This is a genomic window from Geodermatophilus chilensis, from assembly GCF_002802985.1.
Taxonomy (GTDB): Bacteria; Actinomycetota; Actinomycetes; order Mycobacteriales; family Geodermatophilaceae; genus Geodermatophilus; species Geodermatophilus chilensis.
Genome location: NZ_NVPT01000033.1, coordinates 1 through 26,994 on the forward strand (window position 1 = coordinate 1; position 26,994 = coordinate 26,994).

Here is a 26,994-nt window from a genome sequence, read left to right on the forward strand (position 1 = left end):
TGGGAGGGCGGGAAGGTGTGGGCCGGGAGAGTCGTTGGCGTGGGGGGACGAGGGGCGGGGCGTGCGCGACACGGACGGGGGGGAGGTGGGCGTAAGAGGTGTCCCCGCCGCGAGCCTGCGAGGGGTGGGGAGGACGGGGTCCTTCTACTGGGCCAGCGCCCCGTCCGAGCTGAAGACCAGGCCGATGGAGATCTCGCCCTGCTGCAGCGCCGCCTTGGTCAGCGGGCCGCCGGCGTCCAGCTCGCGGAAGTCGGCGAACTGCAGGCCGTAGGTCTCCTCGAGGCCGGGCTGGCAGAACGGCCGCTCGGGGCACTCCGTGGGGCCACCGAGGACCAGCGAGCCGTCGCCGCACGCAGCGGCGAGGTCGGACAGCGTCGAGACGCCGAGCCCCTCGGCGAAGGCCTGGGTGACGGCGAAGGCGTTCTGGTCCGCGGCCTCCGAGGGCTCGCCGAAGACCAGCCCGACCTGCTCGGCCAGCGGCTGCAGCGCAGCCACCGTCTCCTGCACGTCACCGCTGGCGACCGGCTCGGCGTCCGGGCCGTTGACCTGCCGGTTGAGGAACTCCGTCGCCGTCGACAGGTACTCGGGGAAGACCTGGATCTCCGAGCCGGAGATGAGCGCCGGCAGGTACAGCTCGCGGTTGCCGACCTCGCGCACCGAGGCGTCGAAGCCCACGGCGCCGAGGACGTCGGCGTACACGGTGGCCAGGATCGTCGACTCGGTGAAGTTGGCGCCGCCGACCGTGATCGGCCCGCTGCCCTGCTCGAGCGCGGCGGTGTCGACGTTCTCCTCGACCCAGGCGGCCGCGACGTCCTCGGCGCTCTGCCGCTCGAGGTCGACGGCGGCGTTGAGGTCGATCAGCTCCTCGGTGGTCAGCGCAGCCGACACCGCGTCGAGCGCCGGGAGCAGGGCCGGGTTGGCCTGCGCGGTGGCCATGTTGACCGCGGGGACGACGTTGTCGGCGTTCTGCAGCTGCTTGTCGTCCTCGAGCACGACCAGCTGCTCGCCGGCCACGGGGGCGCAGGCGTCGCCGGACGCGCTGCCGCCGCTGGCGTCGGCGCCGCCGGTGCCCGAGGAGCCGGCCTCGCCGCAGGCGCTGAGCAGCAGCCCGGTGAGGGCCAGGGGGACGAGGAGCTGTGCACGGCTGCGCATGTGGCCCGCCTTCTGTGTCCCGCGCGGCCGACGGCCGCGGCGCGTGTCTGGCGGGGGGAGCCCCGCGCAGGCCATGCAACCCCCGACCACCGCCTCCGGTCACGCGCACCGGCCAGGCGTTGCCCGGTTGTTACGGAAGGCCCCTCTGCAGGGGTCGAAGGACCTCGCCCCTCTCAGCCCTCGCGAGCTCGCGCGAGCCTCCGGGCGAGGCCGGCCTGCGAGTGGGGGCAGGGGGGCCCTTCATCACATCGGCACGCCCGACGACGTCGGCTCGGGCTCACCCGCACGTGGCGCCCGCACGCGGTGCAGCGGCCACCGGCGCGGACCGGGCGTCACCGCCGCGGAGAGCAGCACGAGGAGGAGCTCGGTGAGCAGCGCCAGGGCGGCCACCAGCACGGCACCGGCGAGGATCACGCCCTGGTCCTGCTGGCCGAAACCCAGGTTGATGATCCGCCCGAGCCCTCCCCCGCCGACCAGCGCGGCCAGGGTCGCGGTGGCGACGACCTGCACCGCCGCCGTCCGCACGCCGGTCGCGAGCAGCGGCAGGGCGAGCGGGAACTCGACCCGGGTCAGCAGCTGACCGCGGCCCATGCCCATCGCCCGGGCGGCCTCGCGCACGTCGCGGTCGACCTCGCGGAAGCCCACGTAGGTGTTGGTGAGCATCGGCGGGACGGCGAAGGCGGCCAGCGCCAGGACGGTGCCGGTCTCGCTGAAGCCCAGCGGGGTCACCGCCAGGACGGTGAGCAGGGCGAGGGTGGGCACCGCCCGGCTGACGTTGGAGAGGACGACGACCGCCCCGGCGCCCCGGCCGCTGCGGCCCAGGAGCACCCCGGTGGGGACGGCGAGGACGGCGGCGAGCAGCACGGCCAGCACGGAGATCCGCAGGTGCTGGACGAGCAGGTCGAGGATGCCGCCGGTCCGGGTCCAGTTGAACGGGTCGTTGAGGTAGACGAACGCCTCGCCGAAGGCACTCACGCGTCCTCCCCACCGGCGCTCGTCGTCCGCGCTCGTGGCACAGCCCTGCTGACGCACGAGCTCGCGCGCCCGCTCACGTGACCGCCCGCGTCCACGGCGTGAGCAGCCGCTCCACCCCGGCCAGCAGCACGTCGGCGGCCAGCCCCAGCAGCACGCAGCCGACCGCGCCGGTCACGATCTCGGCCCGGTAGAAGTTGGAGTTGAAGCCGCCGATGATCAGCTGCCCCAGCCCGCCGTTGCCGGTGATGACGCCGACGGTGACCAGGGCGACGGTGGAGACGGTGGCGATCCGCAGGCCGGCCATGAACGCCGGCAGGGCCAGCGGCAGGTCGACCCGCAGGAACAGCCGTGCGGGGCCGTAGCCCATGCCGCGGGCGGCCTCGCGCACGTCCGCGGGCACGCCCTGCAGGCCGGCGAGGAAGTTCCGCACCAGGACCACCAGTGTGTAGAGCGTGAGCCCGATGAGCACCGTCGTCGCCGACAGCGGTCCGGTGAACGGGGCGAGGAAGGCGAACATCGCCAGCGACGGGATCGTGTAGACGACCGAGCTCAGACCGAGGACCGGGCCGGCCAGGAAGCGGGTGCGGCGGGCGAGCAGCGCCAGCGGCAGGGCGATCAGCGCGCCCAGCAGCACCGCACCGACGGTGAGTCGGACGTGCTGACCGAGGTGGCCCACAATGGTGTCCCAGTTGTCGGTCACGTACGACGGGTCGAACCAGGGGTTCGGCGCCTCGTCCGCGGCGAGCACCGGGGCCGCCGGGGCGCTCGCCGCGCTCAGCGCACCCAGGGAGGCCACGCCGTGGACGCTACTGCCGCCTCCACGTCGCTGCGCGCAACGGACCCGGCGGCCGGCGACGCCCCCGAGATCCGGCTCGAGCGGGTCAGCAAGGTCTACGCCGACGGCACCGTGGGCGTGGCCGAGCTGGACCTGACCTTCTCCGCCGGGGAGCTGTCGGTCCTGGTCGGCCCCTCGGGCTGCGGCAAGACGACGACGATGAAGATGGTCAACCGGATCATCGAGCCGACGACCGGCCGGATCCTGCTCGGCGGCGAGGACGTCACCCGGGTCGACGCCGATCGGCTGCGCCGGCGCATCGGCTACGTCATCCAGAGCGTCGGGCTCTTCCCCCACCAGACGGTGCGGGCCAACGTCGCCACCGTGCCCCGGCTGCTCGGCTGGGACCGCCGGCGCACCCGCGACCGGGTCGAGGAGCTGCTCACCCTGGTCGGGCTCGACCCCGCCGTCCACGGCGACCGCTACCCCGCCCAGCTCTCCGGCGGGCAGCGTCAGCGGGCCGGCGTCGCGCGGGCGCTGGCCGCCGACCCCGGCGTCCTGCTGATGGACGAGCCGTTCTCCGCCGTCGACCCGGTGGTGCGCGAGCGGCTGCAGTCGGAGTTCCTGCGGCTGCAGGAGACGGTGCGCAAGACCATCGTCTTCGTCACCCACGACATCGAGGAGGCGGTCCGGCTGGGCGACCGCATCGCGGTGATGAGCGCCGGCGGGCACGTCGAGCAGTTCGCCCCGCCCGCCGAGCTGCTGGGCCGGCCGGCCAACCCGACGGTGGCCGACTTCGTCGGCGCCGACCGCGGGCTCAAGCGGCTCGCCGTGACCCCGATCGAGCCCGCCGACCTCGAGCACCCCCCGGTGGTGGGGCTGGCCGACGGGCTGGCGGAGGTCGGGGCGGCGCTCGACCGCGGCGGGGCCCGCTGGGCGGTGGTGCTCGACGGGGACGGGCGCCCGGCCGGGTGGCTGCCCGCCGACCGCGCCACGGGTGCGGGGACGGTCGCCTCGGCCGTGGTCCCCTCGGACGGCGCGGTGCCGGTGCAGGCCTCGCTGCGGACCGCGCTGGCCACGATCCTGCAGACCGACGCCGGGTGGGTGCCGGTGCTCGACGGCGACCACTACCTCGGCGTCCTCACCCCCGCCGCCGTGCACGCGACGCTGCGCAGGTCGATCCGAGACGGCGGTTGATCATCGGCGAGTGGTCGGCCCTGACGGCGTGTCGGACCACCACCTGACGATGATCAACCGCGCACCGCTCCCGGCGGTGTCTCGTCGTCACGATCCGGCGGGATGCGACAGACCGACTCCAGCCACAGCGCGGCCGCGACCAGGGCACCCGAGCAGACCACCCCGACGACCCCGGTGACGGTGTCGGACCCGGCCGTCTGCAGCCGCGCGACCGCCGGCCCCACGTAGAGCAGCACGCCCACCCAGATGCCGAGGAACACCGCGCCGACGTACGCGCTGGCCTGGGCCAGGACGGCGAGCCGGGCCACGAGCATGGGCTCGACCGGCCGGACCGGCGCGCTGCCGCGCTCGGCCGGGGGGCGGCGGTCCCGCTGGGCGGCCAGCCGGGCGCGCAACGTGCGGGCCCCGAGGGCCTCGGCCAGGGCGAGCACGCCGAGCGGCACCGGCAGCCACCAGCGCAGCGCGGGCAGCGAGCCGTAGCTCGCCCGCACCACCAGCCAGCCGGCGACGGCCAGCCCGGCGGCGATGACCAGCAGGTCGCGCCGGTTCACCGGTCTCAATGCAGGTGCTCCCAGCGGACGACCGCCGCCACGTCCTCCGGCGGCAGGGCGACCAGCAGGTCGCTCACCCGGCCGCGCCCGGGCAGCACGGCGGTGGGGTCGAGGCTGGCCCACGGCACGAGCACGAAGGCCCGCTCGTGCGCCCGGGGGTGCGGCAGCGTGAGCGCCGGGTCGTCGGAGAGGACCGGCCGGCCGTCGTCCCCGGTCACCGTGATGACGTCGACGTCGAGGGTGCGCGGCCCCCAGCGCACGTCGCGGGTGCGCCCGGCGGCCTGCTCCAGCTCGTGGGCGCGGCCCAACCATCCCGCGGCGTCCCGGTCGCCGCGCACGACGACCGCCGCGTTGAGGTAGGGCGGCTGCTCGACCGGTCCCCACGGCGGGGTCTCGTACAGCGTCGAGCGGGCCACCAGCACGCCGTCGTCCTTGAGCGCGGTGATCGCGGCGCGCAGCGCGGCGGCGCGGTCCCCCAGGTTCGCGCCGAGCGAGAGGACCGCGCGAGTCACGTCCGCTCCCGCCGGATGGTGACCGTGACGTCGTCGAAGGGGACGCCGAGGTCGGCCTCCGGCTTGTGCACGGTGATCTCGACGGCGTCCACCAGCGGGTCCTCCAGGCAGACGTCGGCCAGCCGCTGGGCGAGGGTCTCCAGCAGGTCGACCGGCTCTCCCGTCAGCACGCTGTGCAGCGCGCGGGCCAGCTCGGCGTAGTTCACCGTGCGCTCGAGGTCGTCGCCGGCGGCGGCCGGCCCGGTGTCGAGCTCGAGCACGGCGTCGACGCGGAAGGTCTGCCCGAGCCGGCGCTCGGCCTCGTACACGCCGTGGAAGGCGTGCGCGGTCAGCCCCCGGACGGCGATGCGGTCGGGTCGGGCGTCAGCCACGGCGCTCCCCCTCGCGGCGGGCCGCCCGGACGGCGGCGACCGTGCGGACGGCGTCGGCCGAGGCCCCCGCGTCGTGCACGCGCACCCCCCAGGCGCCGGCCTCCGCGGCCAGCACTGTCGTGGCCAGCGTGGCGGCGTCCCGCTGCTCGGCCGGGCGCAGCGAGCCGTCGGCGTCGGCGAGCAGCCGGCCGAGGAAGGACTTGCGCGAGGCGCCGACCAGCACCGGCAGGCCCAGGCCGACGATGCGGTCGAGGCCGGCGAGCAGCCGCCAGTTGTGCTCCGCTCGCTTGGCGAAGCCCAGGCCGGGGTCGAGGACGAGCTGCTCGGGCGCGACACCCACGGCGACGACGTCCTCCACCCGGGCCATGAGCTCGGCGCAGACCTCGGTGACGACGTCGCCGTACTGGGCGGCGGCGTACATCTCGCGGCTGTGCCCGCGCCAGTGCATGAGCACCCAGGGGACGCCGGCCTCGGCGACCAGTTCGGCCATGTTCTTGTCGGCCAGGCCGCCGCTCACGTCGTTGACCAGGACCGCCCCCGCTTCCAGGGCGGCCTCGGCCACCTCGGCCCGGGTGGTGTCGACGCTGGTGCGCACCCCGGCGGCGGACAGCTCGCGGATCACGGGGACGACCCGGCGGCACTCCTCGGCGGCGTCCACCCGGTCGGCACCGGGGCGGGTCGACTCCCCACCGACGTCGACGTAGTCGGCGCCGGAGGCGTGCATCGCCAGGCCGTGCGCGACGGCCGACCCGGTGTCGGCGAAGCAGCCGCCGTCGGAGAAGGAGTCCGGCGTGACGTTGAGGACCCCCATGACCACGCAGTGGCCGGGGCGCGGGAGGGAGAGGGGGGTCACCGGCCCAGCACGAGGCTCATCGCCTCGCTGCGGGTCGCCGGGTTGTCCCGGAAGATGCCACGCACGGCCGAGGTGACCGTGGTGGAGCCGGGCTTGCGGATGCCGCGCATCGCCATGCACAGGTGCTCGGCCTCGATGACGACCAGCACGCCGCGCGGCTTGAGGACGTCGGAGAGCGCGTCGGCGACCTGGCTGGTCATCCGCTCCTGCACCTGCGGCCGGCGGGCGTAGACCTCGACCAGCCGGGCCAGCTTGGACAGGCCGGTGACCCGGCCGTCCTCGCCCGGGATGTAGCCGATGTGCGCGACCCCGTGGAAGGGCACCAGGTGGTGTTCGCAGGTCGAGTACATCGGGATGTCCTTCACCAGGACCATCTCGTCGTGGTCCTCGTCGAAGGTCGTGGCCAGGACCTCGGCCGGGTCCTGCCACAACCCGGCGAAGGTCTCCGCGTACGCGCGGGCGACCCGGTCCGGGGTGCCCTGCAGGCCCGGGCGGTCGGGGTCCTCGCCGACGGCGAGCAGAAGCTCCCGGACGGCGGCCGCGGCCCGGGCGTGGTCCACGCCGCGCAGCCGCCGCTCCAGCAGCTGGTCTCCCGCCTCGGCCGGGAGCTCGCTCATCTCTGGGCCGGGGCGCCGACGTCCCCCACGGCGGTGCTGCCGTGGCCGATGTGGCCGTTGCCGTTCTGGGCGGCCCGCTCGGCCGGGGTCAGCACCGGCGGCTGGTCCGACGGCGTGCGCTTGCCGAAGCCGTTGTAGGGGGCCAGCGAGGGGCGCTTGGTGACCGGCGCGCAGATGCGGGCCATGTCCTCCTTGGAGAGGGTCTCCTTCTCCATCAGCTCGAGGACGAGCTGGTCCAGGACGCCCCGGTACTCGACCAGGATCTCCCACGCCTCGTCGTGCGCGGCCTCGATCAGCGCGCGGATCTCCGCGTCGATGTCGGCGGCGACGGCCTCGGAGTAGTCCGGCCGGGTGCCCATGTCGCGGCCCAGGAACGGCTCGGACTCGTTGCTGCCGTACTTCACCGCGCCGAGCTTGGCGCTCATGCCGTACTGGGTGACCATGGCCCGCGCCATGGCGGTCGCCTTCTCGATGTCGTTGCCGGCGCCGGTGGTGGGCTCGTGGAAGACGAGCTCCTCGGCCGCCCGGCCACCGAGGGCGTAGGCGAGGGTGTCGATCATCTCCGACCGGGTCTGGGTGTACTTGTCCTCGGTCGGCAGCACGAGCGTGTGCCCCAGCGAGCGGCCGCGCGGCAGGATCGTCACCTTGTGCACCGGGTCCAGGTTGGGCAGTGCGTGCGCCACCAGGGCGTGGCCGCCCTCGTGGTAGGCGGTGACCTTCTTCTCCTTCTCGCTCATCGCCCGCGTCTTGCGCTCGGGGCCGGCGACGACCCGGTCGATCGCCTCCTCGAGGACCTCGTCGGTGACCACCGTGCCGTTGTTGCGGGCGGTGAGCAGCGCGCCCTCGTTGAGCACGTTGGCGAGGTCGGCGCCGGTGAAGCCGGGCGTCCGGCGGGCCACGGTCTCCAGGTCGACGTCCGGGGCCAGCGGCTTGCCCTTGGCGTGCACCTCGAGGATCCGCTTGCGGCCCTCGAGGTCGGGGCGGTCGACGGCGATCTGGCGGTCGAAGCGGCCCGGGCGCAGCAGCGCCGGGTCGAGGATGTCCGGCCGGTTGGTGGCGGCGATCATGATGACGCCGCCCTTGACGTCGAAACCGTCCATCTCGACGAGCATCTGGTTGAGCGTCTGCTCGCGCTCGTCGTGGCCGCCGCCCATGCCGGCGCCGCGGTGCCGGCCGACGGCGTCGATCTCGTCGACGAAGATGATCGCCGGGGCGTTCTGCTTGGCCTGCTCGAACAGGTCGCGCACGCGACTGGCGCCGACACCGACGAACATCTCGACGAAGTCGGACCCGGAGATGGAGAAGAACGGCACCCCGGCCTCGCCTGCGACGGCGCGGGCCAGCAGGGTCTTGCCGGTCCCGGGGGGGCCGAACAGCAGCACGCCCTTGGGGATCTTCGCGCCCACGGCCTGGAACTTGACCGGGTTGGCGAGGAAGTCCTTGATCTCGTGGAGTTCCTCGATCGCCTCGTCGGCGCCGGCGACGTCGGCGAACGTCGTCTTCGGGGTGTCCTTCGTGACCTGCTTGGCCTTGGACTTGCCGAAGGCCATGACCCCGCGGCCGCCGCCCTGCATGGAGTTGAACAGCCAGAACAGCAGGAGCAGGAGGATCACGAACGGCAGGAAGCTGATCAGCAGGCTGACCAGGACGCTGTCCTGCGTGACGTTGGTGTCGAAGTCGACGCCGTCGCCGCCACCCAGGCCGGAGACCAGGTCGAAGACGTCGTCGGCGGCACCGAGCGGGTAGGACGCGGTGATCTGGTCGCTGCCCTCGACCGGGTTGCTCAGCTCGAGGTCGAGCGTCTGCTCCTTGTCGTTGATCGTGACCTGGCGGGCGTTCCCGTTCTCGATCTGCTCGAGCGCGGTCGCGGTGCTGACCCCTTGGAAGCCGTCCCGACCACCCAGCAACGAGGAGAACGCCAGCGCCAGCAGGACGACGAGGACGACCCAGAACCACACGGAGCGGAAGATCTTCTTGCGTTCCATACACCGATGCCGGGCGGCCGGGTGCTCCGGCCTGTCCCGTCCACCCTCCTGATCGTCCGGGGGACGCTCCCTGCGGCCCGGGCGGGCACCCTGGCGCTACGGTGCAGCGTCGTTGCGATCGACGGTACACCGGCGAGCCTGTGGCTCAGCTGTGCAACAGCGGCGTCCTCGCTGACAGTGCCTCCGGTCGCCCTACCGGGCGACACCGCCGCCAGGTGCCGTCCCCCACCGGCGTGGAGCCCTACCGCCGCCACTCCTCGGGGACCCTCCGGGCCCCGCTCGTCGGGCGGCCTGCCTCAGCTCGAGTAGACCTCCGGGCGCAGCGTCGCGATGTAGGGCAGGTCGCGGTAGCGCTCGGCGTAGTCCAGGCCGTAGCCGACGACGAACTCGTTGGGGATGTCGAAGCCGACGTAGCGCACGGGGACGTCGACCTTGACCGCGTCGGGCTTGCGCAGCAGGGCGCAGACCTCCAGCGAGGCCGGGCGCCGTCCGCCGAGGTTCTTGAGCAGCCAGGACAGGGTCAGGCCGGAGTCGATGATGTCCTCGATCACCAGCACGTGCCTGTCACTGATGTCGCGGTCGAGGTCCTTGAGGATGCGCACGACGCCGGAGGAGCTGGTGGCCGAGCCGTAGGAGGAGACGGCCATGAACTCCATCTGGGTGGGCAGCCGCAGCGCCCGCGCGAAGTCGCTCATGAACAGCACCGCGCCCTTGAGGACGCCGACGAGGAGCACCTCGCGCCCGGCGTAGTCGCGGGCGACCTGGTCGGCCAGCTCGGTGATCTTGGCCTGGATCCGCTCCTCGCTGAGCAGCACGTGGTCGATGTCCGGGCCGTAGCCGTGGTCGTTGCCGAGCTCTGCTGGAGCGGTGGCGGGCTCGCTCACGGGCGGGACTCCTCGCGGGTGTGGGGTGCGTCCTCGGGACGGGGGCCCCGCACGACGGGGGGCGACAGCACCAGCGTGCCAGACGTCCGGAGGGCTCCTGCACCGCCGGGTAGGTCCACGCGGCCCTGCCCCCGCCAGTGCGTGACGAGCGCCTCGACCGCGCGCAGGTGGACCGCCTGGACGTCGGGGACGCCGGCGCCGCGCAGCCACCCGCGGAGCACCCGCCGGCGCAGCGCCGCGGGCAGCGCCCCGAGTTCGCGGGCGGGCAGGGGGTGGGTCGGGAGCTGCTGGCCTCCGGCGAGGCGGGACAGCTCGGACGCGGCCAGCTCGTCGAGGGCGTCGAGGTCCTCGCGGAGCAGGTCGGCGGTGCGGGCGAGGGCGGGGGCGACCCCGCCGCCGAGGACCTCCTCCATCAGCGGCAGCACCTCGCCGCGCAGCCGGGCGCGGGTGTAGGCGGGGTCGGCGTTCCAGGGGTCGTCCCACACCGGCAGGCCCTGGTCCGCGCACGCCCGGCGCGCGGTGGCCCGGCGGACGCCGAGCAGCGGGCGCCACCAGAGGACGCCGTCCGTCGTCCGTTCGGGGACCATGCCGGCCACCGAGCGCGGGCCCGAGCCGCGGCCCAGCCCCAGCAGCACGGTCTCGGCCTGGTCGTCGAGGGTGTGCCCGAGCGCGACGCGGGCGCCAAGGTCGGTGGCCGCGGCGGCGAGCGCCGCGTACCGCGCCGAGCGGGCAGCACCCTCGGGTCCGCCGTCCGCGCCGACCGCCACGCGGCGGACGAGCACCGGGTCCAGGCCCAGCCCGCGCAGCAGTTCCGCCGTCCGGTCGGCCCGCTCGGCGGAGCCGGGCTGCAGGCCGTGGTCGACGGTCACCGCGCCGACGCGGACGCCGGCGGACCGGGCCTCGAAGGCCAGGGCCGCGGCCAGGGCCACGGAGTCCGCTCCCCCGCTCACCGCGGCGAGGACCGGCTGCCCGCTCCCCCGCAGGCCCGGCCGCACGGCGGTCCGCAGGACCGCGACGGCCCGGGGCGGACCGGCCACCGCGTCCTCAGGCGGGGATGGCGGGGCGGCCGTGCACCCGCTCGACCCAGCGCGCGGGGTCGGTGAGCTCCTCGATGCGGGGCAGGTTCTCCGGCCCCTCCCACACCCGGTTGAAGCCCTCCATGCCGACGAGGTCGACGACCCCGCCGACGAACACCCGGCCCTCGGCGTACTGCTTCATCTTCTGCTCCAGGCCGAGCAGCCGGCGCAGCACCCGGTCGATGGGGCCGCGGCCCTTGCGGCGCTGGGCGAACCGCTTGCGCAGCGTCCGGACCGAGGGAACGACGTCGGGCCCGACGCCGTCCATCACGTACTCGGCGTGCCCCTCGACCAGGCTCATCACGGCGGTGACCCGGTCGAGGACGGCCTTCTGCCTGGGGTCCTGGACCAGCGCCATCAGCCCGGCGTCGTCCCCGCCGCCCTCGCCGCGGACCGCGTCCAGGACGCTGCGCAGAACGTCGCCGAGCCGGTCGCGGAGCACGTCGGGGTCCAGGTCGGTGACCTCGACGAACTCGGCCATCTGCGCCTCGAGGTGGTCCTTGAGCCACGGGACGGCGGTGAACTGCAGCTGGTGGGTGACCTCGTGCAGGCACACCCACAGCCGGAAGTCGCTGGGGTCGACGCCCAGCCGGCGCTCGGCGTCGACGATGTTCGGGGCGACCAGCAGCAACCGGCCACCGGTGCCGAAGACCTCGTACTGGCCGAGCACGCGGGAGGAGAGGAAGGCGAGTACGCCGCCGGCCTGCACACCGGTGGCGCGGGAGCCGATCGCGGTGGCCAGCGGGCCGGGCCGGGAGTCCTGCCGGGCGGCGAGCGCGTCGACCAGCGGGTCCAGCAGCGCGGACATCCCCTGGGTGTTGGCGTCGACCCAGCCGGGCCGGTCGACGACGGCTACCTCGGGCACCGGGCCGCCCGGCACGGGCGTGAGCCCGGTGAGGCCCTCGACGTGCGCGACGGCGGTGGCGGCGGCCTCGTGCAGCTCACGGACGACGGCGGCGGCCTCCTCGCGCGTGGTCTGCGGGCCGGGGCCGGCCAGGCGGCGGGCGGTGCGTCCGGCGAGGTCCCAGTCGACCATCCGTGTGGAGCTGCTCACCGGCCTCACGGTACGCGGGAACGGGCCCGCCGCGCCCCGCCCGTCTCAGCGGCAGCCGCAGGCGGCCAGTGCCGAGGCGACGTCGTCCAGCGCGGCCTCGGCGGCCAGCCCGTTGGCCGGCGCGCCGTCGGCGAGGACGCCGAAGGCCAGCAGCCGACCCTCGGCGGTGACCACCGTGCCGGCCAGGCCGTGCACGCCGAGCAGCGTGCCGGTCTTCGCGCGCACCGAGCCTGGCGCGGTCTCCGGGTCCTCGTCGCCGCGCTCGGCGAGGGTGCCGTCGTAGCCGGCGACGGGCAGGCCGGAGAGGACCGCGGAGGCCTCGGCCAGCGTGCCGTCGGCGGCACCGGTGAGCAGGTCGGCCAGCAGCGCCACCGGGACCCGGTCAGTGGTGGACAGGCCGCTGCCGTCGGACAGCGAGACGCCGGTGACGTCGAGGCCGACGCCGGCCAGCGCGCGGGTGACCGCCTCGGCCGCCCCCTCGAAGGTGGCCGGCAGGCCGCTGGCGAGGGCGACGTGGCGGGCCAGCGACTCGGCCAGCAGGTTGTCCGACTGGGACAGCGCCTGCTCGACCAGCCGGGCCACCGGGGCCGACCGCACGGTCCCGAGGGTCTGCGCGCCCTGCGGTGCGTCGCCCAGGACGACGGTCGAGTCGGGGGCGCCGAGCGCGACGGCCAGCGCCCTGCCGGCGTCGGTGCCCGGGGCGCCGCTGCGCTGCAGCTCGCTGGGGCTCACCCGGGCGCCGTCGACGGCGGTCGCGGTGACCGGGGCGGCGTAGGTGGACGGCGCGTCGCCGGGCCCCCAGCCGCTGGCGGTGAGCGGGCCGTCGAACAGCGAGTTGTCGACGACGACGCGGCTGAACTGCGTGCCCGGCGGCACCGCGGCCTGCACCTGGGCGGCGAGGTCGGCGACGGTGGGCGCCCCGGGGTAGGTCAGCGAGGGGACGGTCCGCGACAGTGTCGGGTCCCCGCCGCCGACGAGCACCACCTCGCCGGGCGCGCCGCCCGCGACGACGGTGGTCTCGATCGTCGTGTCGGGGCCGAGGGTGGTCAGCGCCGCGACGGCCGTGAGCAGCTTGGCGGTCGAGGCCGGCGTGGACGGGTCCTCGCCGTTCCGGTCGAGCAGCACCTCCCCCGAGGCGACGTCGACGACCTGCGCCTCGACGCCGGTGCCGAGCGCGGGTGCGGCCAGCAGCGGCGCGAGCTCGCCGGCGAGCACGGTGGCGTCCGGGGCGGGGGCCTGCGACGACAGGGCAGCGAGCACCGGGGCGGCGGGCTCCACGTCGGGCAGCCGGGCCTCCGCGGCGGCGACCTCGGTGGCGTCGCCGTCCCCCCGCGGGGCCACGACGAACCAGACGCCGGCGGCCACGACGAGCAGCACCGTGAGGGCCCCCAGGAGGAGCCTGCGACGCAGCCGGTTGTACTTCGGCGTGACGGTCGTCGACCCGCTCGACGCGATGGTGCCCACCCCCAACAGCGACCTCCGGCGGTCGTCCGGGGTTCGATCCGCCACACTACGACCGTGCAGTTCGACGTGACGGTAGAAATCCCGAAGGGCCAGCGGAACAAGTACGAGCTGGACCACGCCACCGGACGCATCCGCTTGGACCGGATGCTGTTCACCTCCACCCGCTATCCGGCGGACTACGGCTACATCGAGAACACCCTGGGCCAGGACGGCGACCCGCTCGACGCCCTGGTGCTCCTCGACGAGCCGACGTTCCCCGGGTGCCTGATCACCTGCCGGGCCATCGGCATGTTCCGCATGACCGACGAGGCGGGCGGGGACGACAAGGTCCTCACCGTCCCGGCGACCGACCCCCGGATGTCGCACCTCAAGGACATCACGGACGTGTCGGAGTTCGACCGGCTGGAGATCCAGCACTTCTTCGAGACCTACAAGGACCTGGAGCCGGGCAAGTCGGTCGAGGGCGCCGAGTGGGTCGGCCGCGAGGAGGCCGAGACGGAGATCAACGCCTCGATCCAGCGGGCGGAGGAAGCCGAAGCCCACCACTGACCCCGGTCCCTGGCCCTCTTCGAGCGGCCGCCGAGCGCACGACGGACGCCGACGGCGGCGCACCCCTCCCCGGGTGCGCCGCCGTCGGCGTGTCCGGGGGCTCCACGACGGGCCGCCCTGCAACCTCCCGCAACGGTTGTGGGCCGGCTGCGCCGTCGGTTGCCCCCACCTCCTCCGGGCCTCCCCAGACGGCCCGGACCGAGGAGGGGGTCAGCCATGACACCGGACCAGCACCCGCGGTCGACGGCCCGGACGGCGGTCGAGCGGTGAGCGCCGCGCTCGTCACCGGCGCCGGGCGGGGCATCGGCCGCGCGATCGCGCTCCGCCTGGCCCGGGACGGACACGCGGTCGCGGTGAACGACGTCGACGGCGGGGGCGCCGAGGCGGTCGCCGAGGAGATCGGCGCGGCCGGTGGGCGGTCGGTCGCAGTGCCGGCGGACGTGACGGACCGGGACGCGGTGTCCGGGATGGTCGACCGGGCGGCCGACGCCCTGGCAGCGTCGACGTGATGGTGGCCAACGCCGGGGTGGCCCAGGTGAAGACGCTCCTGGAGGTCACCCCCGAGGACCTCCGCCGGGTGTTCGACGTCAACGTCTTCGGGGTCGTCTACTGCATCCAGGCCGCGGTCGAGCGGATGATCGCGCAGGGCGGCGGCGGGAAGATCATCAGCGCGTCGTCCATCGCCGGGCACGCCGGCTTCGACCGCCTCGGCCACGACAGCGCCACCAAGTTCGCGGTACGGGGCTCACCCAGGCCGCCGCGAAGGAGCTCGCCCCGCACGGGATCACCGTGCACGCCTACTGCCCCGGGGATCGTCGACACCGCCATGTGGGAGCTGATCGACGAGCGGCTCGGCGAGGCACTCGGCCTGGGGAAGGGCGAGGCCATGGCGAAGTACTCCGAGCTCATCGCGCTGGGCCGGGTGCAGACGCCCGAGGACGTCGCCGGGTTCGACTCCTACCTCGCCGGGCCGGACGCGGACTACATGACCGGGCAGTCGGTGATGATCGACGGCGGGATCGTCATGGTCTGACCGACCCGCAACGTGACGGCGGCCCCGTCCGGGTGGACGGGGCCGCTGGGTGGAGCCGCCTGTCGGAATCGAACCGACGACCTTCTCATTACGAGTGAGATGCTCTACCGACTGAGCTAAGGCGGCGGATGTGCGCAAGCCAGCTTACGTGACCGCCCGGCTGCTCCGGCGCAGGCCCCGACGGGTCATGACGGCAGGCGCAGCGCCACGGTCAGCGCCTCCACCGCGACCTGCGGCTTCACGTTCTGTTCCAGCGCCTTCCGGCAGGCGAGGACGGCGTCGATGCGCCGCAGCGCCCCCTCGGCACCGATCCGCCGGGCCAGCTCCTCGGCGTCGGCGCGGCGGTCCGGGTGGTTCAGCGGCAGCGGCTCGGACGGCGCGGCGTGCAGCACCAGTGCGTCCCGGTACAGCCCGGCGAGGTCCACCAGCGCCCGGTCGAGGGAGTCCCGGCCGATGCGGGTGGCGCGCGACTTCTGCCGCCTCTCGAGCTCCTTGAGCTGCCCCGCCCCCCGGCTGGCGGCTGCGACACCCGGCCCCCGGGCGCCGACTCCCAGGCTGGCCTTGAGGGCCTCGGTCTCGGCGCCGTTCAGCGCCCCGGTCGCGGCGTCGGTCTCCTCCTGCGCCGCTCCCACGAGGTCGTCCGCGGCGTTGAGGCAGGCGGCGAGCGACACGAGGGACAACGGCACGTCGAGGACGGCCTTGCGGGCCATCCGCGCGTCCTCGTCCCGGGCCAGCCGCCGGGCCCGTCCGACGTGGCCGCCCGAGGCGCCGGCGGACCAGGCGGCCAGCGCCGGGTCCACGCCGTCCCGGCGGACCAGCACGTCGGCGACGGCGTCGACCTCGGGGGTGCGCAGGCTCATCACCCGGCACCGGGAGCGGATGGTCACCGGGACGTCGTCGGGGTGCAGGCTCGGCGCGCAGAGCATGACCACGGTCCGCGGCGGCGGTTCCTCGATCATCTTCAGCACCGCGTTGGCCGCCGCCTCGCTCATCCGGTCGGCGTCCTCGACGATGATCATCTGCCAGCGCCCCTGGGAGGGGGCCCGGCCCGCCACCCGCACCAGCTCGCGGGCTTCCAGGACGCCGATCGACAGCCCGTCCGGGACGATGACGGTCACGTCGGCGTGGGTGCCGGCGAGCACGGTGCGGCAGGCGTGGCAGGTACCGTCCCCGCCCTCTGGGCACTGCAGCGCGGCGGCGAAGGCGCGGGCGGCGACCGACCGCCCCGATCCCGGCGGGCCGGTGAACAGCCAGGCGTGGGTCATCGCGGCCGGGTCGGCCACCGCGGCCTGCAGCTCCGCGACCACCGCGGGCTGACCCACCACCTGCTCCCAGACGCTCATGCGCGCACCTCCAGCAGCGCACCGACCCGCTCGCGGACGTCGGCGGCGATCTCCTCGACGCCGCGCGTGGCGTCGACCACCAGGTAGCGCCCGGGCTCGGCCGCGGCGAGCGTGCGGAAGGTGTCGCGGACCCGCTGGTGGAACTCCAGCGACTCCGACTCCAGCCGGTCGGCGACCGCCCGGCCGCGGGCACGGGCGAGCCCGGTCTCCGGCGGCAGGTCGAGCAGCACGGTGAGGTCCGGGCGCAGCCCCTGGGTGGCCCAGCGGGAGATCGCCGCGACGTCGTCCAGGCCGATGGTGCGCCCGGCGCCCTGGTAGGCCAGCGAGCTGTCGACGTACCGGTCGGTCACGACCACCTCGCCGGCCGCCAGCGCGGGGTGCAGGACGGCGTGCGCGTGCTGGGCGCGGTCGGCGGCGTACAGCAGCGCCTCCGCCCGCGGGGACAGGTCGGTGTGCGCGCGGTCCAGCACGATCGCCCGGACGGCGGCACCGGTGGGGGTGCCGCCGGGTTCGAAGGTGGCCCGCGCCGTCCGGCCCTGCGCGGTCAGCCACTCGCAGAGCAGCCGGACCTGGGTGGACTTGCCCGCGCCCTCGCCGCCCTCGAACGCGATGAACAGCCCACCGGGACGACCGACGGCCTCGACGGGGAGGGCGGGCGGACCGTCGTCGGACACGGGGCTCCCGGGCTGGATGGGTGGCGGCACGGCGGCAGCCACGGTACCGGCCGGGACCGACGGTCCCCGGCTCCCCGGCCCTAGGGTCGGGACGTGACGAGCACCGCTGCCTGGGACCCCGCCGGCTACCTGCGCTTCGGCGACGAGCGGGCGCGGCCGTTCACCGACCTGCTCGCCCGCGTCGGCGCACGGGAGCCGGGGACCGTCGTCGACCTGGGCTGCGGTGAGGGCGCGCTGACCGCGTCGCTGGCGCAGCGGTGGCCGGGTGCGCGGGTCACCGGCGTCGACTCCTCGCCGGAGATGCTGGCCGCGGCCGCTGCGCACGCCGTCCCCGGCCGGGTGGCGTTCACCCTCGGCGACGTGCGGGAGTGGCAGCCGGACGGACCGGTCGACGTCCTGGTCACCAACGCCGTCCTGCACTGGGTGCCCGGGCACGCCGACCTGCTGCGCCGGTGGGCCGGGCAGCTGGCGCCCGGTGGCTGGCTGGCGCTGCAGGTGCCCGGGAACTGGCGGGCACCGACGCACGCACTGCTGGCCGAGCTGTGCCGCTCGCCGCGCTGGGCGGGGCTCGTGGGCGATGCGGCACCGGCGCCCGACGCGGTGCTCGACCCGGCCGGCTACCTGGAGGTGCTCGCCGGTGCGGGACTGACCACGGACGCCTGGGAGACGACCTACCTGCACGTGCTGCGCGGGGACGACCCGGTGCTCGGCTGGGTGCGCTCGACCGTGCTGCGCCCGGTGCTCGGCCGGCTCGAGGAGGACGACGCCGCCGAGCTGACCGCGGAGTACGCCGCGGCGCTGCGCGCGGCCTACCCGCGCCGTCCGGACGGGACGACGCTGCTGCCCTTCCGGCGGGTGTTCGCCGTCGGGCACGCCGCCTGACCGGTCAGCCGACGGAGTTCGGCAGGCAGGCGCGGACCCCGTCGGTGCCGCCCCGCTCGAAGGCGTCGATGCGCTCCTGGGCGCTGCCGTGGGTCTCGGTCTGCGGCTGGCCGTTCGCGTCGACGTACACCGTGCCCCACTCGTTCTCGCTGGCGACGGCGGTCAGCGAGGCGGTGAACTCCTCCGCGTCACCGGACTCCAGGGTCAGGAGCCCGTCGTCGACGGCGCCCTGCAGCGCGGCCCCGGCCAGGCAGTCGGCCTGCAGCTCGTAGGCCTCCGACACCAGCGCCGGGTCGAGGTGGGAGACCATCGAGTGCGCCCACTCGTGCGCGACGACCACGTAGACGAAGGCGTCGCCCACCTGCTGCGACAGCAGCATCAGGTCGACCTCGAAGGCGAGGAAGCCGCCGATCGGGCAGTGGTAGGCGTTGCCCTCGGGGAGCAGCAGGTCACCGCAGTACACCTGCTCGGCCGGCGCGTCGTAGAGCCCGGGCGCACGTGCGGCCGGGGCCAGCCCGGGCGCGGTGTACCGGCCGGGGAAGTGGTCGTTCCAGTGGGTGCGCCACCAGGTGTCCACGGCGTCCAGCGCCATGGCGTAGTCGGTGTCGAGGTCGTCGGTGGCGGCGCCGTCCGGACCGGTCACCTGCAGCGGGATCGCCGCGTAGCCCGCGGCTCCCGGGGGGTCGGCCGCGGCCGGAGTCGCCGCGCCGAGGAGCACGGCGGTCAGGAGAGCGATCGACAGTCGGCCTGCGCGCGTCGCCATGGCCTGCTCCCTCCGTGAGGACGCGCGCAGGCTAGGGGGATGCCGGGGAGGGCCCGCAAGGTGCGCCGGGACGCCGTCGGCTTCCTGCGGCCGGCCGTGGGTGCGTTCGTGACCGAGGGTGGCCGCAACGGTCCGGTGGGTCGCCCACCGGGCCGCTCTCCCGCCCGGGATCAGGCTGAGGTCAGCCGGTAGGCGTCGGTGCGGTAGGGCAGGTCGACGAGGTCGCGGCCGCGGGTGTCGGGGTGGGTGTCGAGCACGGCGCGCACCTCGCCCAGGAACTCGTGCCGCCGGGCGTCGTCCATCGTGGCGACGTAGCTGCGGGTGGCGATGCCGGCGACCACCTGCTCGGGGCGCAGCCGCTGAACGACAGCCGAGCGGTGGTGCTCGACCCGGGCGCCGAGTGCGTGGGCGAAGGCCTCGACGACGCCCTGGTCGGCCTCGTGGCCACGCGCCTCGGCAGCCAGTGCCCGGCCGAGCGCCGCCACCCAGGGGACCTCCTCGTCGCGGGTGTTCCACACCAGGCCGACCACGCCACCGGGGCGCAGCACCCGGCGCAGCTGCACCGCCGCGGGCTCCGGGTCGAACCAGTGCGCGGCCTGCCCGGCGACGACGGCGTCGACGCTGGCGTCCGGCAGCGGGACGGCCTCCGCGTCGCCGACGTGCGTGGGCACCTGCGGGTGGCGGGCGCGCAGCTCGGCCAGCATCGGCTCGGCCGGGTCGACGGCCACCACCTCGTGCCCGGCCGCGAGCAGCACGCCGGTGAGCAGACCGGTACCGGCGCCCAGGTCGAGCACGCGCCGCGGGCGCTCCCCGACCAGGAAGGCCACCGCGTCGGCCGGGTAGTCCGGCCGGTGGGCGGCGTAGCCGGCGGCGACGGACCCGAACGAGGTCCGGCGCTGCCGCCAGGCCTCGGGATCGAGCCCGTCCTCCCGCACAGGGACGGTCAGCTCGCGGGGACGGCGTCGCTGCCGGCCGCTGCCTTCTTCGTCGTCTTCGTGGCGGTCGTCTTCTTCGCGGCCGTGGTCACCTTCTTGGCCGTCGTCTTCTTGGCGGCGGCCTTCTTCTTGGTGGCCTTCTTCGTGCTCGGGTTGGCGCGGCGGTCGGCCAGCAGCTCGGCGGCGCGCTCGAGGGTGATGCTCTCGACGTCGTCGCCCTTGCGCAGGCTGGCGTTGGTCTCACCGTCGGACACGTACGGGCCGAACCGGCCCTCGCGGACGGTGACCGTGCCCTGGGTGACCGGGTCGGCGCCCAGCTCCTTGAGCGGCGCGGCGGCGGCGCGGCGTCCCCGCTGCTTGGGCTGGGCGAAGACGGCCAGCGCCTCGTCGAGGGTGACGGTGAACAGCCGGTCCTCGGACTCCAGCGACCGGGAGTCGGTGCCCTTCTTCAGGTACGGCCCGTAGCGGCCGTTGAGCGCCTGGATCTCCTCGCCGTCCGGCGCGGTGCCGACCGTGCGCGGCAGGGTCAGCAGCTTGAGGGCGTCGTCGAGCGTGACCGTCTCCGGGGACATCGACGAGAGCAGGCTCGCCGTCCGCGGGCTCTCCTTGCTGCCCTCGGGCACGACGGTGGTGACGTAGGGGCCGTACCGGCCGGCCTTGACCACCACCGGCAGCCCGGACTCCGGGTCGGTGCCGAGCGCGCGGTCGGCGGACGGCGCGGCGAGCAGCTCCTCGACCTTCTCCTGGGTCAGCTCGTCGGGGGCGAGGTCCTCGGGGAGGCTGACGCGGGGACCGTCCTCGCCACCGACCTGCAGGTAGGGCCCGTAGCGCCCGACCCGGACGACCACCGGCTCGCCGTTCGGCCCGGTGGCCCGCAGCAGGATCGAGTTCACCCCGCGGGCGTCGATCTCCTCCAGCTGCTGGCCGATGACCGACTTGAGCCCGCCGGAGGCGGCGATCCCGCCGGCGTGCCGACCCTCGCCGCCGAAGTAGAACTCGGTCAGCCAGTCGACCCGGCGCAGGTCACCGGCGGCGATCTCGTCGAGCTCGTTCTCCAGCGAGGCGGTGAAGTCGTAGTCGACGAGCTGGGCGAAGTGCTGCTCGAGCAGGTACACCACGGCGAAGGCCACGAAGGTGGGCACCAGCGCGGAGCCCTTCTTCCAGACGTACCCGCGGTCCTGGATGGTCTGCATGATCGACGCGTAGGTGGAGGGGCGACCGATGCCCAGCTCCTCCAGCCGCGCGACCAGGCTCGGCTCGGTGTAACGGGACGGCGGGGTCGTCGAGTGCCCCTTGGCCTCCAGCTCCCGGGTGTCGAGCTGCTGGCCGCGCTCGACCCGCGGCAGCCGGCGCTCGGCGTCGTCGCTGCCGTGGTCGTCGTCGCCGGCGGCGCCCTCGTCGCGCGACTCGACGTAGGCGCGGAGGAAGCCGGGGAAGGTGATGGTGCGGCCGCTGGCGGTGAACTCGACCGCCTCGTCGGTGCTGCTGCGCCCGGCCAGCCGGATGCTGACGCTCTGGCCGACGGCGTCGGCCATCTGCGAGGCGATGGTCCGCTGCCAGATCAGCTCGTAGAGCCGGAACTCGTCGCGGGCGAGCTGGCCGGCGAGCTGACCGGGGGTGCGGAAGCTGTCGCCGGCGGGCCGGATCGCCTCGTGCGCCTCCTGCGCGCCCTTGGCCTTCTTGGCGTAGCGGCGCGCCTCGGCCGGGACGTAGGCGTCGCCGTACAGCTCCCGGGCCTGGGTGCGGGCGGCATTGATGGCCTCGTTCGACAGGTTGGTCGAGTCGGTCCGCATGTAGGTGATGTGGCCGTTCTCGTACAGCCGCTGCGCCACCCGCATGACCTGCGCCGAGGACCAGCCGAGCTTGCGGCCGGCCTCCATCTGCAGCGTCGAGGTGGTGAACGGCGCGTACGGGCGGCGCCGGTACGGCTTCTCGTCGACCCGGCTGACGGTGACCTGCCGGCCCTCGAGCCGGGCGGCCAGGCCACGGGCGCCCGCCTCGTCGAGGTGCACGACCTCGCCGGTCGCTCGGCCGGTGGCCGGGTCGAAGTCGCGGCCGGTCGCGACCCGGCTGTCGTCGACGCTGACCAGGCGGGCGCGCAGGGTCGCCGGCTCGCCCTCGTCGGCGCCGGTGCGCCGGCCGGTGACCGCGAAGGTGCCCTCGAGCGACCAGTAGTCGGCGGAGCGGAAGGCCATCCGCTCCCGTTCCCGCTCGACCACGATCCGGGTGGCCACGGACTGCACCCGGCCCGCCGAGAGCTTCGGCAGCACCTTCTTCCACAGCACGGGGCTGACCTCGTAGCCGTAGAGCCGGTCGAGGATGCGGCGGGTCTCCTGCGCGTCGACCAGCGCGGTGTCCAGCTCCCGCGGGTTGGCGACGGCGCGGGCGATCGCCTCGGGGGTGATCTCGTGGAAGACCATGCGGCGCACCGGCACGCGCGGCTTGAGGGTGTCGACCAGGTGCCAGGCGATGGCCTCGCCCTCGCGGTCCTCATCGGTGGCGAGGTAGACCTCGCTGGCGTCCTTCACCAGCTGCTTGAGCCGGCTGACCTGCTGCTTGCGGTCGGGGCTGACCACGTAGAGCGGCTCGAAGGCGTTGTCGACGTCGACGCCGAGCCGGGCCCAGGACGCGCCCTTGTGCTCGGCCGGTACGTCCGCGGCGTTGCGCGGCAGGTCGCGGATGTGCCCGACGCTGGCCTCGACGACGTAGCCGTTGCCCAGGTACCCGGCGATCTTCCCGGCCTTGGTCGGGGACTCCACGATGACCAGCGGTCGCCCGCCGCCCGCGGCGGTCCGGCGGCGGGCAGGGGTGCTCGTGCCGCCCGCGGTGGACGCGGCGGCAGAGGTGCCGGTGTTCGTGGTCTTCGTGGGTGCCACGGTGCTCCTGTCGGTGGTGCTCGGTGCAGGCGCCGACGGTCCGGCGCCGGACGACGCGGTCGCTGCCCGCATGCCCTCGGCCACGACACGGTAGGCCACGGGGCCGACCGGGAGCCCGGTGGCGACCCACCGTGGGCGTGCCGTCACCCGATCCAATGGCCGGGGGTCGCGCCGTGTTCCCGGGCCGCCCCGGGTCATGCCGGCTCCCGGACGCCGGCCACCACCTCACCGACCGCCGCCCGCGTCGGGGACCACTCGTCGTAGTACTCCCAGTGCATCATCGCCGGGTCGGTCGGCAGCTCGACGGCGCCGTAGGAGTCCTCCCACGTCTGCTCCCCGTGGAACTCGGCCCAGGTGATCGGATCGACCGGCGCCGAGGCCTCGTACACCCGCTCGACCTCGAGCTCAGGAGCTCGGTTGTCCATCCCCGGACTGCCGAGCAGGACCACGTCGTGGGCAGCCAGCCGGCCCGGCGCGTCCGCCGCCCGGTCGATGACCAGGGTGCCGTAGCTGTGCCCGATGAGGGTGGTGTGCGGACGTCCTCCGGGTGCGCCCACCCGCGCCGCCGCGAGCCCGTCCAACGTCGCGTCCAGCGCCCGGCCGCCGGGCCAGGAATGGTGCGGGCTGGACGCCTTGGCCAGGTTCGACGGCGTCCGGTAACCCATCCACGCGATGGCCGCGACGGCGGCCCCCGGAGCTGCCGCCGTCGTGGCGTCCGCCACGACACCAGCGTGGTCGACGAGGTCGTCCAGGTCCTCGATCGGGTCGTTGCCGGTGCCGGGTACGAGCAACGCCACGTGGTCCGCGGTGTCCAGGTCCCCGACCGCCAGGGCGACCAACCCCTCCTCCGGCTGGAACTGGTGCAGCTGCACCTCCTCGCCTGCCGCCTCCTTCCTGGCCAACTCCGCCGCCACCGAGACGGCGATCTCGTGCCCGGGCGCGGGCTCATCCGTCAGCACCCGGCTGAGGGCCGACCTGTTCGCCTCGTCACGAGCCCAGGCCGGCAGCCCCTCGAGCGCGCCGACCCGGCCGGGGTCGGCGCGTATCGCGCTGTTCCGCTCGACCGTCGAGAGAGTCGCCCACCACTCGGCCACCGCGGCGGGGCCCGCGCCGGTCGGTGGGCACGGCACCCAGACCGTCGTGGTCGACGTGGCCACCGACCAGGACAGGTCGTCGAAGGTCGCGGGCGCGAGGGTGCTGCTCACGCCCAGTCGGACGAGGGCGTCCCTCGCCTCACCTGCGGCGAGTCCGGCGAGCGCCGCAGCCTGCAGCGCTTCCGCAGCCAGCTCCTGCGCCTGCAGCGCGACGGCGGTCTGGTCGGCGCCGAGGCCGGGCTCGGCGCCGACCGGCGCGGCCGGCAGCGAGACCAGTCGCCCGACGCCGTCGAGCACGACGGGGACCGACGCGGCAGCGGCCAGCGCGCGCTCGGCGAGCTCCTGGGCGGTCTCCGCCTCGGCCAGCAGGCGCTGCGCCTGCTCGAGCGACTCGTCGAGGGCGGCGGTGACCGCGGTGGCGACCGTCGAGACCTCCACGAGCGCGGCGCCTGCGGACTGCGCGGCCGGCCCGTACCAGCAGTGGGCGTCCTCCAGCGAGCGGCCGACGGCCTCCACCCGGGCGCGCCAGGCCGGCAGCGCCCCGGCGACCGAGTCCAGGGTCCAGACCGCCCCGCGCAGCAGCGGGAGGTCCCACCCGGCGACCTCGCCGAGGGTGGGGGCGCTCACCGGGCGGCCGGGGTGTACCGCCGGGCGAGCACCCGGTCGGCCAGCGCGGCGTCGGCAGCCCGGTACGAGTCCACGGCCGCGGACAGGGTCGCCGCGAGCGCCCCGGTCTGCTGGCCGAGCAGCTCCAGGGCGGCGCCCCAACCCGAGCCGGCGGCGCCGGCACTCTCCCCGGCTCCCCCGCTGACCGCCGTCCCCAGGGAGACCGCGGTGGATCGGCACAGCCGTGCCTCCGCGGAGAGCTCGGCGGCGAGGCCGGCCAGCTCGGCGGCCAGCGCGTCGATGGCGTCGAACTCCGCGGCGATCGTTGCGGACACGTCAGGACCTCCCGGCGTCTGTCCCGGGCCCACGGCGGGTCCGGTGCGGCGGGACGCTAGGACGGCCCGGCGTCGTCCCCGCGGTGCGCGTCCACAGCGCCGGTCGCCGTCCACAGACCGGGCACGGGAGCGCCGAGCGGCGCGCCCGTGCCCGAGGGTCCTGGGCGTGCGGTCAGGGGACGCTGGTGGTCAGCGAGGTGGGGGCGTCGGCGGAGGCCCCGCCCACCACGACGGAGCGACGCTTGGACACCACCACGGCGCCGACGACGATCAACGCGGCGACCACCGCGATCGCGATGCGGGCGGCGGTGTTCTGCCCCTCGCCCACCGACAGGCCCACCACGGCCGGCGCGATGAGCAGCGCCACCAGGTTCATCACCTTGATCAGCGGGTTGATGGCCGGGCCCGCGGTGTCCTTGAAGGGGTCGCCGACGGTGTCGCCGATGACCGTGGCCGCGTGCGCCTCGCTGCCCTTCCCGCCGTAGGCGCCGTCCTCGACCATCTTCTTGGCGTTGTCCCAGGCGCCCCCGGAGTTGGCGAGGAAGACGGCCATGAGCGTGCCGGCCGCGATCGCCCCGACCAGGTAGGCCGCCAGCGCCCCGAAGCCGAGCCCGAAGCCGACGGCCACGGGGGCGAGGACGGCGAGCAGGCCGGGGGTCGCGAGCTCGCGCAGCGAGTCCTTGGTGCAGATGTCGACGACGGCGCTGTAGTCCGGGCGCTCGGTGCGGTTCATGATCCCGGGCCGGGTGCGGAACTGCTCCCGCACCTCGAAGACCACGCGACCGGCCGCGCGGGAGACGGCGCTGATCGCCAGGCCGGAGAAGAAGAAGACCACGGCCGCGCCCAGCACCGCCCCCACGACGTTGCTCGGGTCGACCAGGCTAAAGGCCTCCCCGAGGTCCGCGCCGTCGAGGGCCACGCGCACCTGCTCGTTGTAGGAGCCGAACAGCGCCGTCGCGGCGAGGACGGCGGTCGCGATCGCGATGCCCTTGGTGATGGCCTTGGTCGTGTTGCCGACCGCGTCGAGGTCGGTGAGCACGCGGGCGCCCTCCTCGTCGATGTCGCCGGACATCTCCGCGATGCCCTGCGCGTTGTCGCTCACCGGGCCGAAGGTGTCCATCGAGACGATGACGCCCGCTGTCGTCAGCAGACCGCAGCCGGCCAGGGCGACGGCGTAGAGCGCCGCACCGCCACCGATCAGGAAGGCCCCGTAGACGGCGGCGCCGATGAGCAACGCCGCGTACACCGCCGACTCCAGCCCGAGGGAGATGCCGGAGAGGATCACCGTCGCCGGGCCCGTCAGCGAACTGCGCCCGACGTCCTGGACCGGCTTGCGACTGGTCTCGGTGAAGTAGCCGGTGAGCTGCTGGATGGCGGCGGCGAGCACGATGCCGACCAGCACCGCCACGAAGCCGAGCACCTGGGGGCTGACCACGCTGTCGGGGATGTCGGCGACGCCGGGCAGCACGGTGAAGGACGCCGCCGCGACGAGGACGAGCGAGACCACCGCCGAGGTGAAGAACCCGCGGTTGATCGGCGCGAGCCCGCTGGCGTCGCCCTTGCCCGGGTTGCTGGCCAGGATGCCGACGACCGACGCGATCACCCCGATCGCGGCGACCACGAGAGGGAAGACCATGCCGACGGCGCCGAAGAAGACCTGGCCGAGGATGAGCGCGGCGACCAGGGTGACCGCGTAGGACTCGAACAGGTCGGCGGCCATGCCGGCGCAGTCACCCACGTTGTCGCCCACGTTGTCGGCGATCGTGGCCGCGTTGCGGGGGTCGTCCTCGGGGATGCCGGCCTCGACCTTCCCGACGAGGTCGGCGCCGACGTCGGCGGCCTTGGTGAAGATGCCGCCGCCGACGCGCATGAACATCGCCAGCAGCGCCCCGCCGAAGCCGAAGCCCTCGAGCACCACCGGGGCGGTCTCGTCGAACAGCAGCAGCGCGAGGGCGGCACCGAACAGGCCCAGGCCGACGGTGATCATCCCGCACACCCCACCGGTGCGGTACGCGATGCGGAAGGCCGGCCGGTAGCCGCCGGTGCGCGCGGCGGCGGCCACCCGCACGTTGCCGCGGGTGGCCAGGGTCATCCCGATGAAGCCGACCGCCGCCGAGAACAGCGCGCCGACCAGGAAGAACAGCGCGCGGCCGATGCGGGTCCCCCAGCCGCCGTCGTGCACGGGGAGGACCAGCAGGAGCAGGAAGACGATGACGGCGAAGACGCCGAGCGTACGGAACTGTCTGCGCAGGTACGCCGCGGCGCCCTCCTGCACCGCTTGCGCGATCTCGCGCATCGTCGGGGTGCCCTGGTCGGCGGCCATGACCGCGCGGATCAGGTAGGCGGCGAAGGCGAGAGCGGCGAGCGAGACGGCGAGGACGATCGCCACCAGCACGATGTCCCCGCCGGAGAGCGCACTGTCCGGCATGTGTTCCTCC

General features: G+C 74.8%; 24 protein-coding genes, 1 tRNA gene and 1 pseudogene. 4 read left to right on the forward strand and 22 right to left on the reverse strand.

Annotated features, from left to right (window positions below; all coding sequences use genetic code 11):
* Positions 1–144: 144 nt before the first annotated feature.
* The 3 genes from CNO22_RS07710 to CNO22_RS07720 all read right to left on the reverse strand — a co-directional run bounded on the left by CNO22_RS07710 (position 145) and on the right by CNO22_RS07720 (position 2,923).
* Positions 145–1,152, reverse strand: a complete 1,008-nt coding sequence (locus CNO22_RS07710) for a glycine betaine ABC transporter substrate-binding protein (protein ID WP_100498808.1) — start codon at positions 1,150–1,152, stop codon at positions 145–147.
* A gap of 243 nt (positions 1,153–1,395) precedes the next feature.
* Positions 1,396–2,127: an ABC transporter permease gene (locus CNO22_RS07715; protein WP_100498809.1), complete on the reverse strand. Its 732-nt coding sequence runs from the start codon at positions 2,125–2,127 to the stop codon at positions 1,396–1,398.
* Between the two features lie 73 nt (positions 2,128–2,200).
* Entirely contained in the window at positions 2,201–2,923 is a 723-nt protein-coding gene (locus CNO22_RS07720; RefSeq protein ID WP_198588175.1) for an ABC transporter permease, read from the reverse strand.
* Positions 2,924–2,926: 3 nt separating this feature from the next.
* On the opposite strand from CNO22_RS07720, the gene CNO22_RS07725 reads away from it, so the two are divergent.
* A complete protein-coding gene (locus CNO22_RS07725) occupies positions 2,927–4,099 on the forward strand; it encodes an ABC transporter ATP-binding protein (protein ID WP_100498810.1) in 1,173 nt (390 codons plus the stop codon).
* A 53-nt stretch (positions 4,100–4,152) separates the two neighbouring features.
* Here the strand turns inward: CNO22_RS07725 and CNO22_RS07730 are convergent, their stop codons facing one another.
* The 10 genes from CNO22_RS07730 to dacB form a co-directional block, all read right to left on the reverse strand.
* A complete protein-coding gene (locus CNO22_RS07730; RefSeq protein ID WP_232806872.1) occupies positions 4,153–4,650 on the reverse strand; it encodes a DUF3180 domain-containing protein in 498 nt (165 codons plus the stop codon).
* A gap of 5 nt (positions 4,651–4,655) precedes the next feature.
* The gene (gene folK, locus CNO22_RS07735; RefSeq protein ID WP_100498812.1) at positions 4,656–5,162 is read right to left on the reverse strand and encodes a 2-amino-4-hydroxy-6-hydroxymethyldihydropteridine diphosphokinase; all 507 of its coding nucleotides are present in this window, start codon (positions 5,160–5,162) and stop codon (positions 4,656–4,658) included.
* Entirely contained in the window at positions 5,159–5,533 is a 375-nt protein-coding gene (folB, locus tag CNO22_RS07740) for a dihydroneopterin aldolase (RefSeq protein WP_100498813.1), read from the reverse strand. The genes folK and folB overlap by 4 nt, the downstream gene beginning before the upstream one ends.
* Positions 5,526–6,386, reverse strand: coding sequence for a dihydropteroate synthase (gene folP / locus CNO22_RS07745; RefSeq protein ID WP_232806873.1), 861 nt, complete (start codon positions 6,384–6,386; stop codon positions 5,526–5,528). Before folP ends, folB begins: the two co-directional genes overlap by 8 nt.
* Entirely contained in the window at positions 6,383–7,003 is a 621-nt protein-coding gene (gene folE, locus CNO22_RS07750) for a GTP cyclohydrolase I FolE (protein WP_100498814.1), read from the reverse strand. The genes folP and folE overlap by 4 nt, the downstream gene beginning before the upstream one ends.
* Positions 7,000–8,988: an ATP-dependent zinc metalloprotease FtsH gene (gene ftsH, locus CNO22_RS07755; RefSeq protein WP_100498815.1), complete on the reverse strand. Its 1,989-nt coding sequence runs from the start codon at positions 8,986–8,988 to the stop codon at positions 7,000–7,002. The genes folE and ftsH overlap by 4 nt, the downstream gene beginning before the upstream one ends.
* A 296-nt stretch (positions 8,989–9,284) precedes the next feature.
* Positions 9,285–9,872 carry a hypoxanthine phosphoribosyltransferase gene (hpt, locus tag CNO22_RS07760; protein ID WP_100498816.1) on the reverse strand — a complete coding sequence of 196 codons (588 nt, stop codon included), beginning with the start codon at positions 9,870–9,872 and terminating at the stop codon, positions 9,285–9,287.
* Positions 9,869–10,909, reverse strand: coding sequence for a tRNA lysidine(34) synthetase TilS (gene tilS / locus CNO22_RS07765; RefSeq protein WP_100498817.1), 1,041 nt, complete (start codon positions 10,907–10,909; stop codon positions 9,869–9,871). Before tilS ends, hpt begins: the two co-directional genes overlap by 4 nt.
* Positions 10,910–10,916: 7 nt before the next feature.
* On the reverse strand, positions 10,917–12,002 hold the full coding sequence (locus tag CNO22_RS07770) for a zinc-dependent metalloprotease (protein WP_232806874.1): 1,086 nt from the start codon (positions 12,000–12,002) through the stop codon (positions 10,917–10,919).
* Between the two features lie 45 nt (positions 12,003–12,047).
* Positions 12,048–13,466 (reverse strand): D-alanyl-D-alanine carboxypeptidase/D-alanyl-D-alanine endopeptidase, encoded by a 1,419-nt coding sequence (gene dacB, locus CNO22_RS07775; protein ID WP_232806875.1) that lies wholly within the window; start codon positions 13,464–13,466, stop codon positions 12,048–12,050.
* A gap of 54 nt (positions 13,467–13,520) precedes the next feature.
* On the opposite strand from dacB, the gene CNO22_RS07780 reads away from it, so the two are divergent.
* A complete protein-coding gene (locus CNO22_RS07780; protein WP_100498820.1) occupies positions 13,521–14,015 on the forward strand; it encodes an inorganic diphosphatase in 495 nt (164 codons plus the stop codon).
* A gap of 299 nt (positions 14,016–14,314) precedes the next feature.
* Positions 14,315–15,048: pseudogene (locus tag CNO22_RS07785) on the forward strand (SDR family oxidoreductase); the annotation flags it as partial.
* Between the two features lie 50 nt (positions 15,049–15,098).
* Here CNO22_RS07785 and CNO22_RS07790 read toward each other — a convergent pair.
* From CNO22_RS07790 to tmk, 3 genes are all read right to left on the reverse strand, one after another.
* A tRNA-Thr gene (locus tag CNO22_RS07790) sits at positions 15,099–15,174 on the reverse strand.
* Positions 15,175–15,233: 59 nt separating this feature from the next.
* Complete coding sequence (locus CNO22_RS07795; protein WP_100498821.1) at positions 15,234–16,391, reverse strand: DNA polymerase III subunit delta'; 1,158 nt, start codon at positions 16,389–16,391, stop codon at positions 15,234–15,236.
* Positions 16,388–17,065, reverse strand: a complete 678-nt coding sequence (gene tmk, locus CNO22_RS07800) for a dTMP kinase (RefSeq protein ID WP_100498822.1) — start codon at positions 17,063–17,065, stop codon at positions 16,388–16,390. Before tmk ends, CNO22_RS07795 begins: the two co-directional genes overlap by 4 nt.
* A gap of 93 nt (positions 17,066–17,158) precedes the next feature.
* Between tmk and CNO22_RS07805 the strand changes: the two genes are divergently transcribed.
* Positions 17,159–17,947, forward strand: a complete 789-nt coding sequence (locus CNO22_RS07805; RefSeq protein WP_100498823.1) for a trans-aconitate 2-methyltransferase — start codon at positions 17,159–17,161, stop codon at positions 17,945–17,947.
* A 4-nt stretch (positions 17,948–17,951) separates the two neighbouring features.
* On the opposite strand, the gene CNO22_RS07810 is transcribed toward CNO22_RS07805, so the two are convergent.
* The 6 genes from CNO22_RS07810 to CNO22_RS07835 all read right to left on the reverse strand — a co-directional run bounded on the left by CNO22_RS07810 (position 17,952) and on the right by CNO22_RS07835 (position 26,984).
* The gene (locus CNO22_RS07810; protein WP_100498824.1) at positions 17,952–18,710 is read right to left on the reverse strand and encodes a neutral zinc metallopeptidase; all 759 of its coding nucleotides are present in this window, start codon (positions 18,708–18,710) and stop codon (positions 17,952–17,954) included.
* 170 nt (positions 18,711–18,880) lie between these two features.
* On the reverse strand, positions 18,881–19,645 hold the full coding sequence (locus CNO22_RS07815) for a class I SAM-dependent methyltransferase (RefSeq protein WP_100498825.1): 765 nt from the start codon (positions 19,643–19,645) through the stop codon (positions 18,881–18,883).
* Positions 19,646–19,653: 8 nt separating this feature from the next.
* Complete coding sequence (gene topA / locus CNO22_RS07820) at positions 19,654–22,521, reverse strand: type I DNA topoisomerase (protein WP_100498826.1); 2,868 nt, start codon at positions 22,519–22,521, stop codon at positions 19,654–19,656.
* A gap of 194 nt (positions 22,522–22,715) precedes the next feature.
* Positions 22,716–24,242 carry an alpha/beta hydrolase gene (locus CNO22_RS07825; RefSeq protein WP_100498827.1) on the reverse strand — a complete coding sequence of 509 codons (1,527 nt, stop codon included), beginning with the start codon at positions 24,240–24,242 and terminating at the stop codon, positions 22,716–22,718.
* A complete protein-coding gene (locus CNO22_RS07830; protein ID WP_100498828.1) occupies positions 24,239–24,556 on the reverse strand; it encodes a hypothetical protein in 318 nt (105 codons plus the stop codon). Before CNO22_RS07830 ends, CNO22_RS07825 begins: the two co-directional genes overlap by 4 nt.
* A gap of 172 nt (positions 24,557–24,728) precedes the next feature.
* Positions 24,729–26,984 carry a sodium-translocating pyrophosphatase gene (locus tag CNO22_RS07835; RefSeq protein WP_100498829.1) on the reverse strand — a complete coding sequence of 752 codons (2,256 nt, stop codon included), beginning with the start codon at positions 26,982–26,984 and terminating at the stop codon, positions 24,729–24,731.
* Between the last annotated feature and the right edge of the window lie 10 nt (positions 26,985–26,994).